The following is a 15,772-nucleotide window of genomic DNA, read 5'->3' on the forward strand; positions in this document are numbered from 1 at the left end:
TCATGCAGGCAGGCTTTGCTATGTGTGAGGCCGGTTTTACAAGAGCCAAAAACACAGGTAACATTTTGATGAAAAATATGATGGACTTTGTCCTGGGAAGTCTTTTCTTCTTTATATTCGGGTTTGCAATCATGCATGGAAGTGACTGGAACGGAATCATCGGTTCAACCGGCTTCTTAGATCCGACCAAACTTGCCGATGCTGACGGATTATTCAACGGTCTTCCAATCGGCGTATTTATCATTTTCCATACTGTATTCTGCGCGACTGCCGCAACCCTCGCAGCACTGATCGTAACATGGATCCGCTACGGCAAACCAGACGTATCCATGACCTTCAACGGCTCCCTCGCAGGATTAGTTGCCATCACAGCCGGATGTGACTGCGTAAGCAACGTCTCCGCAATCCTCCGTATCGTTTTCACATTATGTTCAAACACCCGGTCATCCAATGAGTAATGATTCGTCACATTACTTGCCAGCTCGTTCAGCACTTTATTGGATTTATCCGTCTCATAATTTTCAAAAAATGAACGCTCAATCGAACTGGTCTGAGCTGCCATTTCGATGATCTCTTTATCATAAAACGGAATCCCCAGATCTTTCGACAATTTCATAGCAATATCTCGTCCACCGCTTCCGTATTGCCGACTGATTGTAATAACAAGTGGAGCTGAAGCTTTCTCTTCCAATGCATTGTCCGCACCACTCTGATTCAGTTCCCCAGCCCATTCAAATCCTTTTTTCGCCATGATCACTGCAATGATTTCATTGATCACCGCTGCCGCCGCGATCGTTCCCTGTATGATCTGCGCACATTCCGGCGCGGAACCGCTCAAAACGGAAACCGCAATTCCCGTAAATACAAGAGAAACTCCAGAATGTGGGAGCAGTGTAAAACCAAGATATTTTTTTACTGTCTGCGGAGACTTTGTAACGGCCGCCCCGAAATAAGCGCCAAAATATTTTCCTAATGCACGCGACAGAATATAAACAGCCTTAAAAACGCGCATAATCTGTTCCAGCCGATTTTCACTCATCATATTTGAAAAGGTGGCCGAAAAAGCCATTCCCATCAACATAAAATTCAAAATCGGAGTCGGCATCACACGGTTATTAAAAAAGAATCCTGCAACAGAAGTAAATAAAATGATGACAATCAGCAATGCCAGCGTTATCCCATCACCATTGTCTCTCCTCAAGATAAATCCTGATAGGAATCCACACACAATCCCAATAACCAGCGGTAATATAACCACCAGAGCAATCATATAAGCCGGCATACTTCCCGCCGAAAGTTTCCCGGCGATCACAGCGATGGTTGTAAAAAATACAACACAGCCTACGATATCATCCAGAGCCGCCATCGGAATCAACGTTTTCGTAACAGGTCCATCCGTCTTAAACTCACGCACAATTGAAAGTGCCGGTGCGGGAGCCGTTGCAAGCGCAATTCCTCCAAAAACAAAACACAGATACAATGGAACATCTGTTATATAGAATACGACTCCAAATACCAATGAAACAACCAGAAAAGTCCCCAAAGACTGTGTCAGCGTTGTAATCACGATCGCCTTTCCGGATTTCTTAATCTTATTCCAGACCAATTCCGTACCGATCATAAGTCCAACACCACATTCCAGCACATGAATCATAACCTGATACCACCCTGCATCCAATATCTCCTGATTCATCAGTGAAAACGCATGCGGTCCTAACAGCATCCCGGCAATCAGCCAGCCTAAAATAGCGGGCAGTTTCAATTTCGATATCAGCTTTCCTGCCAAAAATGCCAATATAACAACTAAAATCAATTTCACAAACATCAAAATCATTTTGTTACACTTCCTTACTTCATATTTATCTTCACCTTAGATTTTCTGAGAAATCCTCCGTTTTCTTTGCAATACCGTACATGATCATATCCAATAATTCCGATAATCTGCTCTCATGTGTCTCGATCACTTTTTGTATATCTTCATTCTCATAATACATCTCCCGGAAATAGCCATTATACATTTCCTGCATTGTCATCAGATACTGAATCGCTTTCTCAACACTTACCCCTTTTCTTAATTCCATCTGAAACAGTAATTCTGCATAGCGTTCTTTTAAACACTCATCATAACCAACTCTCAATTCTTTCAACTCTTTTATCAGATGCCTTGGAGGCATCAAAACACTATTAAAGAAAATCTGCGCATAATACGGGTTTTTTTCAAAGAAAACCTGTCGGGCATTTAAGAGTTCTTTCAGTTTTTCCTCCACACTCTCCGAATGACAAACTGTATTCTTAATATGTCTCGTCATTTCTTCATAACATTGTTTCACACAGATTAAATACAATTCATCTTTATTTTTGAAATTGTGATAGATCAATCCTTTTGATATATGATTATCGCTGCAAATTGTATTCAGTGAGGCCGCTTCGTAACTCTTCGTACCAAATTCTGCAATTGCCGCCTGAATGATTTTCTCGCAAGTGAGTCTGGTTTTTTCTTCCTTCTTCATAAAGCCCTCCTTTTCTTGACTGCATGGTCAATAATACTACAAACAAACCATGTGGTCAATAATATCTCATCATTTTTATTCTCCAAATTCTTTAATAACAAAAAAAGCAAGTATATTCCGGCTGAACTATTTTTCAGATTTTAGCTAGCCACAATATACTTGCAAATTTCATTTTAATTTAGAATGTACTTAGAGCGACGCGATTCATATATGCGTTCATTGCTTTCTTATCTCCAAGCAGCAGAGCTTTGATAAAATCGTTGTAATCCGGCTCCACGCATTTGAGCCATCCCCGTACCATGGTGTTGAACATTCGCTCAACTTCATAATTGGTAAGCACCAGTTCATACTTCGCCTCTTCCCCGTATTCCAACGACTCCTCCCGTTCAAAGCTCAGTACTTTCAGATAACCACTTGCAAGAAGCAAACTCCAGATTGCAGATTCATTATTATCTAGTTGATTATATACAATCTGTTCGTCAATTGGCGTACGAATTGTTTCACCGCAGAGAAGATTTTCAAATTTTTCTTTAATTGTGCGGTTTCCTTCCCGAAGCAGTTTCCCAACGAGACTATTAGAGCTGGTGTTAGCCCAGTATGTCCTAAAATCCTTTTTATCAAGATAATTCAAAATCGACCATGGATTGTAAATATCTTTACATTCACCAAAGATAAATCCGTCGTACCAGTATTTTACCTGTTCTTTCTTTTCTGACAGTCCACATTCGTCCAAGATAAGCTTCCTGCATGGGCGTATCATACTCATCAAGAAGAATAATGACTTTTTTCCCATAGTATCGATACAGATAGCTCGATAATTGGTAAAGTGCCGATGTCGCATCAGGATTCCTGATATCTTCTGCCAAAATTCGATTATAAAAACTTCGGTCTGCATCTGTTAACGCATCTGTATCTCTCTCTGATCTGCATAATCTATAGAGAAAAAGCGTTCTAACATACTCAAATTAAGCGTCTTACCAAAACGTCGCGGACGATTAATCAATGTGACACTGTCACCGCTCTCCCACCATTTTCTTCAATTCCGCCAATCTCATTTGAAACATCTCAGCTTCTTTTTCCATATCCCCAAACTTCTTCATATCCATTTCTCGAACCATCCGAAGTCCGATATGTTTTACCGCTTCTTGTGCCGCTTCTTTCTGCGACATCTGCGCCGGGAAAACGGTCTGGCACTTTGCGCCTTCCAGATTATCATATGACAAAAAGCACTGATTAAAATCCATGAGCGGATACAAAGACACATACTTATTCGTACGGTTGTCCACCAGAAATCCCCAGTTCTCCGGATGCCGGTCCGTATTTCCGGTCAGATAGTCCAGTATGTTCATCCCATAATATGTAACAGGATCCATTTCTTTGCAGACTTCCAGTGTATCCAGATTATGATTACACGCATAAATATCGAATGCCATTTTAGAAACCATGGAATATTCTTTCGAAGTAATGATATCACTTTCCGATACGATTTCTCCGTCATATTCATGTTCGCGATAAATGACCTGCGGAATGTCAAAGCACTGGCAGATTTCACTTGCCAGTACTTCTCTTTTCACCGCTTCTGCTTCTCCGTCTTTTAATAACTTAAATCCCGAATCGCATCGGATCCAGGCCTTGGGAAAGCATCCTCTTGTAGATAAATCCGGCGCCAGTTCCTGATTCGTAACCGTCATCTGGCGCCCCTTAAGAGTGAGTTCGACAATCGCTTCATTCAAAGGATTATCATATAAATTTATTTCATCAAATGTTGTTCTGTCCCCTTCGTTTCTCACCCAGTATACATCCGTCAAAGAAACACATCGGTACGACAGTGATATATTCGCCCTGTCTTTATCCGTAACTGCCTGCATGACTCCGATACTGTTCAGAATATCTTTTGCGTATTTTCGATCCAGAGACAATACTCTTGATGCGCACCAATGATTAAAATTATTTACATTATTTACAAGCACATCAATGTCATTATCATCTTCCACATCCAAATATAAATCATACGGCATAAACGATTCTTCAAAGATCTCTGCCTTTCCGGAAGATGAAATCTTTGCCACTATTTTCTCCATATGCATAATTTCATAAACAGTTACTTTTTTCAAGGTTTTCCCTACCATTTCTTATTCTTCAATACAATCGCCGATTTCGGTCCCATCATCAGTGACAGAATTCCCTCCTTCACCACATACTCATCAAACGCACCGATATAGCCTTCTATATAAGAATACATGATTCGTGCCATATTGGAACCTTCTTTCACTTCCGCAGGCATGACATTGACATGAATCTCCCGAAGTTCGTCTGCGCTGTTGATGATTACGATAATCTGTTCATCTCCCCAGAATCTTCCGTACGCAAGAAGTCCCGGTCCCCATTTTAACATTTTAAGAGAACCTTTCTTCAATGCAAGATTTTCTCTGTGAATACGGATCATTTCCCGGTAAAAACTGATCATCTCTTTGTTTTCGCGTCCCCATGGATAGGTTCTGCGGTTATCCGGATCCGTGAACCCACAGACTCCGGCTTCATCTCCATAATAGAGTGTTGGCGCACCGATCCATGTCATCTGCATCACAATGGCAGCACGCATAATTGCAAGATCCACTCCCTGATTCGCAGCTTCCGGTCCCAGTTCTGCGACTCTTCCGACCTTATGGTTCGTTCTTGTAAGGAAACGTGAATGATCATGGTTAGAAAGCTGGTTCATCGCCGTCTGCAGGGATGGGGTCATCATACTTGCCATATGATGCTTCATCGCATTCACAAAATTATCTGCATTCCCCAGAAGATCCTCACGGTATTCGTCACTATGCTTTTCCATTCCGGTGAGGAACCAGGTCAGAGGTTCCATAAACGCGTCATAGTTCATGACCGTATCCCATTCGTCGCCTTCCAGCCATTCTCTCGGATCTCCATAATGCTCTGCCAGAATTAATGCATTGGGATTCGCATCTTTCACAACCTTGCGGAATTTTTTCCAGAATTCATGATTGTATTCGTTACTTCTCCCCAGATCAGCCGCGACATCCAGACGCCATCCATCCACATTATAAGGCGGTGAGACCCATTTTTTTGCCACGCCAAGTACATATTCTTCTAATTCTTTCGAATCTTCATAATTCAGCTTCGGAAGCGTGTCATGTCCCCACCATCCATCATAACTGGCATTTTGCGGCCACTCACTGTCATTATTATTGTGGAACAGGAAATAGTTCCGGTATGGGCTCTGTGCGCTCATATATGCCCCAGGCTGATATCCTTCCACCTGATCATAAATCATTTCCCGATCCATCCATTTGTTAAACGAACCACAATGATTGAATACTCCGTCAATAATTATTCTCATTCCGCGACGGTGGATCTCTTCAACCAGCCGGATAAACAGCTGATTGCTGGCTTCCAGATTTTCTTTGTCCGTTGTACGAATCCGGTATTTATCAGCGTGATAATTACTCTTTTCCCCGGGTTCCAAAAGTCTACCGCCATCTGTCACTATCTTTCCAACATGTGGATCAATATAATCATAATCCTGCGTGTCATATTTATGATTGGACGGAGAAACGAATAATGGATTACAGTAAATCACTTCTACTCCAAGACTCTGCAGATAATCCAGCTTATTTATCACGCCCTGTAGATCTCCTCCATAGAATTCACGCACATCCATCGGCTGCGGATAGCGGTACCAGTCTTCCACCTTTTGTACTTGATCGCCTATATAGAAGTACTCCCCTGTCTGAACATCATTGGTTGGATCTCCGTTGCAGAAACGATCCGTATAAATCTGATACATCACCGCCCCCTTTGCCCACTCTGGTGTGGCAAATCCGGGAACAATCCTGAAATCATAGTATTCTGCGTAATCGTCTCTCGCTCCCCACTGGTTATAATAGCAGACTTCTTCGCCTTTCAAAATTTTAAAATAATATCTGAATTCCTCAGTGTCAAGCTGCCAGTCAATGCAATAATAATCAAACGCGCCTTTTGAGATCATTTTCTTCATCGGAAAGCTCTCATCCTTGATGCACATCAGTACTTCATCCACATCGTCCTTTGCCGTCCGGAACCACAATTGTATCCATTCGTCTACTTCCGGCTCCGGCTGGCTAACATATGCCTCAGTGCCATCGCAAAACAATGCTTCTTTATTCATAATGTTTCCTCAATTCCTAATCAAATAATGCTTCAAATTCTTCTCTTGTAATCTTTTCTTTCTGAAGCAGAAGTTCCGCGCAGGCATTCAATACATCTTCATGTTCTTTAATGATCTGTTTCGCCCGGGCATAACATTCATCTATAATTCTCTTAACTTCTGAATCGATCGTAGACGCAATCTGCTCACCATACGCACGTGATGAATGTGCAAGATCTCTTCCCAGAAAGACTTCATCACTGTCATTATCGTAATTTACCAGCCCAAGAGCTTCCGACATACCAAATTTCGTCACCATAGATCTCGCATAGGCAGTTGCCTGCTTGATATCCTGAGATGCTCCGGTTGTGATGTCATCAAAAACCATCTCCTCAGCAGCTCTTCCACCGAGCGAAACTGTGATATCCTGAAGCATCTGGCCTCTGGTATTGAACATCTCATCCTTTTCCGGCAATGGCATCGTATACCCCGCCGCTCCCGATCCAGTAGGAATAATGGATACACTGTACACAGGTCCCACATCAGGAAGTACATGGAACAAGATCGCATGCCCTGATTCATGAAATGCTGTGATCCGTTTCTCTTTATCCGAAATAATACGGCTCTTTTTCTCCGCACCGATACCTACTTTCACAAATGCATGCCGGATGTCTGCCTGCTGCAGATACACACGCCCTTCTTTAGCAGCCGTGATCGCTGCTTCATTCAACAGATTTTCCAGATCCGCGCCGGTAAATCCAGCCGTTGTCTGGGCAATCTGCTGCAGATCCACATCCTCCGCAAGTGGTTTTCCTTTCGCATGGACCTGAAGGATCTCAAGTCTTCCCTGCACATCCGGTCTTCCAACGACCACTTTTCTGTCAAACCGCCCCGGGCGAAGAATGGCAGGATCCAGAATATCCACACGGTTCGTCGCAGCCATAACAATAATTCCCTCATTCGGTCCAAAGCCATCCATCTCTACCAGAAGCTGGTTCAATGTCTGCTCTCTCTCATCATGGCCTCCGCCCATACCTGTTCCGCGGCGTCTTGCCACCGCATCAATCTCATCAATAAATACAATACAGGGCGAATTGTGTTTCGCATCCTCAAAGAGATCTCTCACACGGGATGCTCCAACTCCGACAAACATCTCCACAAAATCGGAACCGGAAATCGTGAAAAACGGGACCCCGGCTTCACCAGCCACCGCTCTTGCAAGTAAAGTCTTACCGGTTCCCGGAGGTCCCTCAAGCAGCACCCCCTTCGGGATTCTTGCTCCAACCTGAATATATTTCCCCGGAGCTTTCAAAAAATCCACAATCTCTTCCAGTTCTTCCTTTTCTTCTTTCAGGCCGGCAACCTGGTTGAACTTGACTTTATTTTCCGCTTCTGTGCTCATCTTCGCACGGCTTTTCCCAAAATTCATCGCCTTTGCATTTGCACCACCCTGGCGATTCATCATCATAACCAGAAGAACAAGTGCACCTATCATCAAAAGCGTTGGTAACATCGTTGTCGCAAACCAGCTTTCCTGTGGTACAGAATCCACATAACAGATTACTTCATCATAAGAGCTCAGAAGCTCCTGTGCTTCATTAACGTCTGTGACATACAGTTCTTCCAGCACACCATTATTTTTCTCAATCCTTAGCGTGCCATTTGGTGCTACCTTGTCCGGCTTTACTTCAACTTTCTTAATATTATTATCTTGCAGATCTTCCTGGAACTCCCGGTAAGTATATGCCTTCTCCTGTTTCTCGGCCTGATTCATAAACCAGTATGCTCCTATCATAAAAACAGCACAAAGAAGAAGCATCAGCCCGCTGATTCCTCTTGTCTTATTATTATTATTCAATTATTGCTCCTTCCACCAATTACATCTCTACGCATCCGATGTATGGTAAATTTCTATATTTCTGTGCATAATCTAATCCGAACCCTACCACAAATTCATCCGGAATATTAAATCCTACATAATCAACATGCACGTCTTTAACACGCCGTTCCGGTTTGTCGAGTAATGTACAAAGACGCATACTCTTAGGTCCCCTCTTCTGAAGAATTTCCAGCAGATAAGAAAGCGTACGTCCTGAGTCCACAATATCCTCAACTACAAGTACATCCTTTCCTTCCAGCGATTCATCAAGATCCTTCGCAATCTTCACAACTCCGCTGGATGAAGTTCCGTCACCATAGCTGCTGACACTCATGAAGTCCATGGAAACCGGCACAGTAATCCTCTTTGCCAGTTCACACATGAAGAAAACTCCTCCCTTAAGTACACAGATCAAATGTACCTGTTTTCCCGCATAATCCTCACTGATCTTTTTTCCTAATTCTTCAATTCTTGCATTCACTTCTTTTTCCGGTATTAAAACCTTAATTTTCTCTGCCATTTAGGTACCTCCATTTATCGTAATCTCCAAAACGGTCTTTGTCTGTTCCGTCACTTGATATGCCTTACTTTGACGATATCCCACAATCCAGAGAATTCTCTCCTTTTCCGCGATCAGCGGAATTTTATCTCTTTTGTCCGACGGAATTTTCTCATTCACAAAATAGGATTTCAGTTTCTGCGTATTTCCTTCTTTATCAATCGCAATCCTGTCTCCTGCCCGTCTGTTGCGTACAAAGACGTTCTCTTTTATTATATCATAATCGAACCATTTCGTGTATGTTTTTTTCGGAATCCCCTCAAGTCCCTGGGTGAACGGAAATTTTCTGCAAGAAACCTTCCAATCTCCATACTCAACTCTCCATTCCTCTGTTTCATTTACATTCGGGATACATACAATTTTGACTTCGTTTCCCATTTCTGTACCATTGGTCTTCGTCTCATTTCCAAGAGTCAAATCAATTCCCTCATATGTCCGTACCGCACGCATTTTATAAGGAAGATCAATTTTTCTGCCCGTCTGCTTATCCAGCAACTCTCTGATTTGAACTACATGAACCTCATCCAGATCCTTTTCTTTTTTACTAAGACAAACCATTGCCTGTCTTAATACCATTCTGCCGATCAGCTCATCCTGTTTACGGAACTCCTGCTCAGAAATATGGATTTTCCCCCGCTCCTCTTTCACGCACTTCCGATACGCTTCCCTCATCCGGCGTTCCAGATATTCCTGCACCTCTCGAAGCTGCTCCATAGCCCCATTAATATGTTCTACCGTTTTTGAATTAATGTTCTCTGTAAAATATGGGATGACATGGTTTCTTATCTTGTTTCTTGTATAAGTATCTTCCAGATTTGTTGCATCCATACAATAAAGGATTCCTTTTTTCTCCAAAAATTCTTCTATCTCCATCCGGTTCACACAAAGAAGCGGACGAATGTAATCTCCCTTTACAGGGCAGATCCCTCCAAGTCCTTTCATCTTGCTTCCTCTGGCGAGATGTAGAAAAAATGTCTCTGCATTGTCATCCTGGTGGTGTGCCAGTGCAATTCTGGTACCACCATATTTGATTGCTGTTTCACGAAACGCTTTTCTTCGTAGCTCTCTTCCGGCTTCTTCTTCGGAAAGTTTTTCCTTTCTTGCATATTCCGGGACGTTCACATGAAATACTTCGCAAGTAAGCCCCAGCTTCCTGCAGATGTCTCGCACGTACTCCTCATCCGCATCTGCTGCTTCACCGCGGATCCCATGATTCACATGAACGATAACAAGATCAAATTCCATACTCTTTCTCAATTCTTCCAGCACAAAAAGAAGGCACATTGAGTCTGCACCTCCCGAAACACCTGCTATCACGGTATCCCCCGCTGTCAGCATATGCCACTTTTCCATAAACTTTTTTATTCTATTCAGCATCATGATTTTCCTTTTGTACGATTTTCTTTCTTCGTATCATTAGAGTAACACATCTCCCAGATTCCTGCCACCAAAACTGTCATGTCATCTTTCGGTTCACCGTTTGTCAGTTCCAGGACACTTTGCAGAATATAATGGGCCAATTCTTTCGGATTTTCAAGCGATGTTCCTCCGATGATCAGATCCAGCAATTGCTCCTGCTCTCCCGAAGGCAGTGCATCCAGGATTCCATCCGTGACCATCACAACAACATCACCCGATTCCAGATTTCTTCTGAATTCTCCGCTTTGCTGATTCGGCACTACGCCGAGCGGAAGATTTTCAGAATAGATATGCTCCATTCCTTCCCTTTTCCGTATAAACGTAGGTGCAGCGCCAGCTTTTATAAATTCACATTCCCCACTGTACAGATCAAAAACACTCATATCCACAGTAGAAAAACATACTTCTTCTCTTCCCATGACCAGTGCTGTATTCATCATAGACAGTGCCGTCTGTCTGGGAAATCCCGCCTTCAGCAATTCTTCCAACATATCTACGATCATCGCACTTTCTCTGGAAGCACGTTCTCCGGATCCCATCCCATCAGAAAGAATTGCCGCCTCCTGACCACCGGGCAACCTCGTCATCAGGTAACTGTCTCCCGAAATCTTCTGACATCCTTTTCCGATTTTTGCGATGCCTTGCATCGTATAATATCCCGGTCCTTCTACACAAACTACCGTACAGTATTCCTGACTCATCACCGGCCTTTCCTCGCTGGCAGGACACATTTTCCGTCCGACACAGTCCGAAAGTATCTCTGACAGTTTTTTCGTTGTCATACATACCCCTTTTTCTGTTTTCCCCGTAATATGAATCTCATATCGTCCCTGCGGATTCACAAAAAATACAGAGCTCAGCATCCTGACTCCTGATCTTTTCAGGTGCATCTTCAGCTTTTTTTCCAATGGCGGATCCTGAAAAATACTTGCATCCAGTTCCCTGGTCGCATGCTGTATCATCTGGGCGAACGTATCCAGTTGGACTGCGCATCCTTCCCGGTTTAAGATCATTTTATTGTTCCAAATCAGTGTTTTCTTTGCTTCCTGAAACACATCCAGAATAGTCCTGAGAAAACGAGGCGCCTGAATACAGCTTTTCTGAAGTTTTCGTTTCATCTCTACATTCAGTTCAGTACCGTATTTTTCCACCGCACAAAGCAATTCATAAATGAGCAGATCGATCTGTTCCCTGTTCTGTCCGGTACAATGCTCCCTCCGCTCACAGGAACCGCACACCCGATCCTCTATCTGTCTGATCATTTCCTGAACTTCCTCAGCACTGAAACCTTCCCTGGTTCCTTCCATTTTCAGAAATGTATCCGCCAGATGTCTAAGGGACTTGGCAAACTTGTCCGCCTGCGTTACATACGGACTTTGCATCACCGTCACTTCGTTTCTGTTTTCTCCCATCTGCCTGCCTCCCTTACTATAATACAAAGAGCTCTGGAATCTCTTCCAAAGCTCATCATTCGTGAATACGTCATCAATTAGCCGCCTTAAACAGGATCTCATTCTGCTTAATCAATCCCAGCTTCTCTTTCGCAACATCTTCAATATATTCATCTGTTCCCACATATTCTTTCAGTTTATCAATCTCTTCCGAGCGATCCTTCTCATCATCCAGCTGTGCCATAAGTTCTGCTTCCTGAGCCATGTATTCTTTGTTTCTCGCCTGCAACGCCATTCCATGAATAACAATTACTGCGCTGAGCATCACAATAATACTGCTGATTGCCAACACACTTCTCTTATGATTCTGAAGCCTGCTCTTCGAACGTCCTTTCCGGATCTTCCGATTCTTCTGCTTTAAGCTTCCCATTATATATACTCACCCTTTACTGTTGTTTCCAACCGGTATATTCCCTATTATTACTTATATAAAATCCACAATTGTAAAATAATATTATCTTTTTTCCCCAGATTTATCAATAGTTTTTCCGTTTTTTTTCTCCATCAAATCAGATAATTTTTGATCGATTTTTTTTGTAAAAGCAACGAAAAAGTGCATCAAAATCGCCCCAATCACAACACCTAGTACAAAATACCACCTTATCTCACCATTACTTGTGTGGTAAATTTGCACAAAAAAGTACTGTGATACAAAAATCCAATATATGAAATCTTCTATGTTGATCACCCATAATGCATGGCGAAAAATCCTTCTCAGCACCCTAAGACTTAAATATACAGCAGTCACAAAAACTCCGGTTATGATTGCGTGAAGGAACACCAAAAACTCTTTTTCAATTCCCAACATATTCGGTTACCGGAAAAGTTTTGTCAAAAAATTTTCACCTTGTTTTCCTGCCGAATTAATATTGGAATATGCCACACTGTCAATATTCCCCGACAAATCCACCTCGCCCTTTTCCAGGCTTAAACGGTTCACATGCATGTCCGTTCCTTTCACCATAAGCATACCCTGATCCGTTTCCAGCAGGATTTCATTTAGGTCAAACGACAATACATCCAGAACTCCCGTCACCATACTGGTTTTTCTGTTGTTGATTACAAGCTTATGATTGTGCGTTTTCGGCATCTTACTTTCTTCCACCACTACCCCCAACCTTTCCATCTATGATACATGCGGATCCCTCCGCGCATTCACCCATGATCCGGATATGTTCCGGTCATTCAGTGCCTTGATATCATTTTATGAATGTATGGGATAATATATGTTAAAAACTTTATAGAATTACAGGTATCGGAACAACTCGGCAGCTTCGTCCTTCTTTGTAGTTTCCTTTAGCTCAAGCACTTCCACTTTTACAGTCTTTGTTCCGAACTGAATCTCAATAATGTCCCCTTTTTTCACTTTAACGGATGCCTTTGCTACCGTACCGTTCACCATAACTCTTCCGGCATCACATGCCTCATTTGCCACAGTCCTGCGCTTGATCAGGCGCGATACCTTCAAAAACTTATCTAATCTCATATCATTATTTCTCCTACAAAAATAGAGAGCGGCCAGCGCTCTCTATTTACATTCATCAATCCAAAACCAATTATGCGTTTACAGCATCTTTCAAAGCTTTTCCTGCTTTAAACTTCGGCGCTTTGCAGGCATCAATCTTCATGGTCATACCGGTCTGAGGATTTCTTCCTTCTCTTGCAGCTCTTTCACTTACCTCAAATGTTCCAAAACCTACCAACTGAACTTTTTCCCCTTTTTTCAGTTCTTCTGTAACTACATCAACAAAAGCTTTTAACACTTTTTCTGCATCTTTTTTAGAAACCTCTCCCTGCTCTGCCACTGCTGCCACTAATTCTGTTTTGTTCATGAATATTTCCTCCTGTATCATAATCACTCGAATACCAACTGTATTCTACCTCGTACTAAAGGCTGACTGCGTCCTTGCAGAATGCCCTATGTAAAGTTATATCGGGTTTTAAAGCCTTTGTCAAGCCTAAATCCTTCTTAGGAACACCGAAATACAATTCTTTCCGGACAAACTGTTTTCTACAACATTTGATCCACCATAGCAAGCACTGCTTTTCCAAGTTCTTCTGATTTGGAATCTGCATCCTCAAGAGAAGTTCCCTTAATTCCGTAATAGAATTTTACTTTCGGTTCCGTTCCTGACGGGCGAACACATACCCATGCATCATCATTCAGTTCATAATAAAGAACGTTGGACTTCGGAAGGCCTGTCGGTGTTACTTCGCCGGTTGCCAGATCTTTGATTGTATCTGCCTGATAATCTCTTGCCTTCTGCACCTTGTAAGCACCGATCTCAGCCGGCGGATTATTGCGCAGTGTCTGCAGGATGTTCTGGATCTTTTCAAGTCCTTCAATTCCCTTCATGGTGATTGACTTGATATCATCCTTGTAATAACCATATTTCTCGTACATTGCAACCATTGCATCCCATAATGTCATATCTTTTGTCTTATAGTAAGCTGCTGCTTCGCAAAGAGCCATTGTTGCTACGATTGCATCTTTATCTCTTGCATGTGTTCCGATCAGACATCCATAGCTTTCCTCAAATCCAAAAAGATATTCACCCTTTCCACTTGTTTCAAATCCAAGAATCTGCTGTCCGATATATTTGAAACCTGTCAGGACTTCGATCAGTCCTACATTATATCCTTTTGCAATGGCATCCGCCAGATTGGAAGTAACGATCGTCTTGATCAGGTATCCGTCTTCCGGAAGGCCTTTCAAGGCTTTCTTCTGTCCAATCTCGTAATCAGCGAGCAGACATCCTGACATATTTCCTGTTAATGTATGGTATACGCCGTCTTTATCTTTTACACGCACTCCAAGTCGGTCTGCATCCGGATCTGTTGCAAGTACCAGATCGGCATCTACCTCTTTTGCAAGCTTAAGTCCAAGTTCAAATGCTTCTTCTGCTTCCGGATTCGGATAAGAAACGGTCGGGAATTCTCCATCCGGGAGTTCCTGTTCTTTCACAACATATACATTTTCAAAGCCAAGTTCCTTAAGTACACGTCTGGCAGGTATATTTCCGGTTCCGTGAAGAGGGCTGTATACGATCTTCAGATCCTTACCCACTGCATCAATCGCATCCTGATGCAGTACCTGCTCTTTTAATCTGGAAATATATGCGTCATCAATAGCCTGTCCAATCACTTCATAGAGACCGGCCGCTTTCGCTTCTTCCAGTCCCATCGTCTTCATCGTTGTATAATCGGTAACAGCAAGAACCTCATCCATGATACCTTTATCATGCGGAGGAGTAATCTGTGCTCCATCTTCCCAATATACTTTATATCCGTTATATTCCGGCGGATTGTGGCTGGCCGTAATGTTGATACCGGCAATACACTTCAGTTCACGCACTGCAAAAGACAGTTCCGGTGTCGGGCGAAGTGATTCGAATACATATGCTTTGATTCCGTTCGCTGCCAGACAAAGTGCTGCTTCATCTGCGAATTCCGGGGACATACGGCGTGAGTCGTAAGCGATCGCCACTCCGCGTTCCTTCGCACCTGCTTTGATGATATAGTTCGCAAGTCCCTGTGTTGCCTTTCTAACAGTGTAAATATTCATGCGGTTCGTTCCGGCTCCGATCACACCACGGAGTCCTGCTGTACCAAACTCCAGATCTTTGTAAAAGCGCTCCTTGATTTCCCCATCATTATCAGCAATTGCTTTCAGTTCTGCCTGTGTGTCCGCGTCAAAATACGGGTTAGTACACCATTCTTCGTATCTCTTTACATATTCTTCCATCTCTTTTTTGTACCTCCATTTGTTCTGAGTACATTTCTCCCTCAAGGGCACATTCTGGTACTCGC

General features: G+C 42.8%; 14 protein-coding genes and 2 pseudogenes. 1 reads left to right on the forward strand and 15 read right to left on the reverse strand.

Features of this window, described 5'->3' with window-relative positions; all coding sequences use genetic code 11:
- Window positions 1–20: 20 nt before the first annotated feature.
- Window positions 21–347: pseudogene (locus tag ACTNBR_RS06930) on the forward strand (hypothetical protein); the annotation flags it as partial.
- On the opposite strand, the gene ACTNBR_RS06935 reads toward ACTNBR_RS06930, so the two are convergent.
- The 15 genes and pseudogenes from ACTNBR_RS06935 to ACTNBR_RS07005 form a co-directional block, all read right to left on the reverse strand.
- A complete protein-coding gene (locus tag ACTNBR_RS06935) occupies window positions 308–1,834 on the reverse strand; it encodes a cytidylate kinase family protein (protein WP_441017457.1) in 1,527 nt (508 codons plus the stop codon). The pseudogene ACTNBR_RS06930 and the gene ACTNBR_RS06935 overlap by 40 nt on opposite strands.
- Window positions 1,835–1,865: 31 nt before the next feature.
- Window positions 1,866–2,510 carry a TetR/AcrR family transcriptional regulator gene (locus ACTNBR_RS06940; RefSeq protein WP_427820621.1) on the reverse strand — a complete coding sequence of 215 codons (645 nt, stop codon included), beginning with the start codon at window positions 2,508–2,510 and terminating at the stop codon, window positions 1,866–1,868.
- 181 nt (window positions 2,511–2,691) lie between these two features.
- Window positions 2,692–3,546, reverse strand: a pseudogene (locus ACTNBR_RS06945) (AAA family ATPase); the annotation flags it as partial.
- On the reverse strand, window positions 3,524–4,579 hold the full coding sequence (locus ACTNBR_RS06950; RefSeq protein ID WP_427820622.1) for a hypothetical protein: 1,056 nt from the start codon (window positions 4,577–4,579) through the stop codon (window positions 3,524–3,526). The pseudogene ACTNBR_RS06945 and the gene ACTNBR_RS06950, both read right to left, overlap by 23 nt.
- A gap of 53 nt (window positions 4,580–4,632) precedes the next feature.
- Window positions 4,633–6,675, reverse strand: a complete 2,043-nt coding sequence (locus ACTNBR_RS06955) for a glycoside hydrolase family 13 protein (protein ID WP_441017442.1) — start codon at window positions 6,673–6,675, stop codon at window positions 4,633–4,635.
- 16 nt (window positions 6,676–6,691) lie between these two features.
- Window positions 6,692–8,473, reverse strand: coding sequence for an ATP-dependent zinc metalloprotease FtsH (ftsH, locus tag ACTNBR_RS06960; protein ID WP_427820643.1), 1,782 nt, complete (start codon window positions 8,471–8,473; stop codon window positions 6,692–6,694).
- Window positions 8,474–8,531: 58 nt separating this feature from the next.
- The gene (hpt, locus tag ACTNBR_RS06965; RefSeq protein ID WP_427806163.1) at window positions 8,532–9,053 is read right to left on the reverse strand and encodes a hypoxanthine phosphoribosyltransferase; all 522 of its coding nucleotides are present in this window, start codon (window positions 9,051–9,053) and stop codon (window positions 8,532–8,534) included.
- Window positions 9,054–10,469 carry a tRNA lysidine(34) synthetase TilS gene (tilS, locus tag ACTNBR_RS06970; RefSeq protein ID WP_441042687.1) on the reverse strand — a complete coding sequence of 472 codons (1,416 nt, stop codon included), beginning with the start codon at window positions 10,467–10,469 and terminating at the stop codon, window positions 9,054–9,056.
- Window positions 10,469–11,923, reverse strand: a complete 1,455-nt coding sequence (locus ACTNBR_RS06975) for a SpoIIE family protein phosphatase (protein WP_427820625.1) — start codon at window positions 11,921–11,923, stop codon at window positions 10,469–10,471. Before ACTNBR_RS06975 ends, tilS begins: the two co-directional genes overlap by 1 nt.
- 73 nt (window positions 11,924–11,996) lie before the next feature.
- Window positions 11,997–12,332: an FtsB family cell division protein gene (locus ACTNBR_RS06980; protein WP_427806166.1), complete on the reverse strand. Its 336-nt coding sequence runs from the start codon at window positions 12,330–12,332 to the stop codon at window positions 11,997–11,999.
- A gap of 84 nt (window positions 12,333–12,416) precedes the next feature.
- On the reverse strand, window positions 12,417–12,770 hold the full coding sequence (gene yabQ / locus ACTNBR_RS06985) for a spore cortex biosynthesis protein YabQ (RefSeq protein WP_427806167.1): 354 nt from the start codon (window positions 12,768–12,770) through the stop codon (window positions 12,417–12,419).
- A gap of 6 nt (window positions 12,771–12,776) precedes the next feature.
- Window positions 12,777–13,052: a sporulation protein YabP gene (gene yabP, locus ACTNBR_RS06990; RefSeq protein WP_427820644.1), complete on the reverse strand. Its 276-nt coding sequence runs from the start codon at window positions 13,050–13,052 to the stop codon at window positions 12,777–12,779.
- Window positions 13,053–13,208: 156 nt separating this feature from the next.
- Window positions 13,209–13,448: an RNA-binding S4 domain-containing protein gene (locus ACTNBR_RS06995; RefSeq protein WP_427806169.1), complete on the reverse strand. Its 240-nt coding sequence runs from the start codon at window positions 13,446–13,448 to the stop codon at window positions 13,209–13,211.
- A 70-nt stretch (window positions 13,449–13,518) separates the two neighbouring features.
- Window positions 13,519–13,794 (reverse strand): HU family DNA-binding protein, encoded by a 276-nt coding sequence (locus ACTNBR_RS07000; RefSeq protein WP_427806170.1) that lies wholly within the window; start codon window positions 13,792–13,794, stop codon window positions 13,519–13,521.
- Window positions 13,795–13,973: 179 nt separating this feature from the next.
- Window positions 13,974–15,707 (reverse strand): phospho-sugar mutase, encoded by a 1,734-nt coding sequence (locus ACTNBR_RS07005; RefSeq protein WP_441017435.1) that lies wholly within the window; start codon window positions 15,705–15,707, stop codon window positions 13,974–13,976.
- Between the last annotated feature and the right edge of the window lie 65 nt (window positions 15,708–15,772).

The sequence above is a fragment of the Bariatricus sp. HCP28S3_F11 genome, from assembly GCF_052065395.1.
Lineage (GTDB): Bacteria > Bacillota > Clostridia > Lachnospirales > Lachnospiraceae > Allocoprococcus.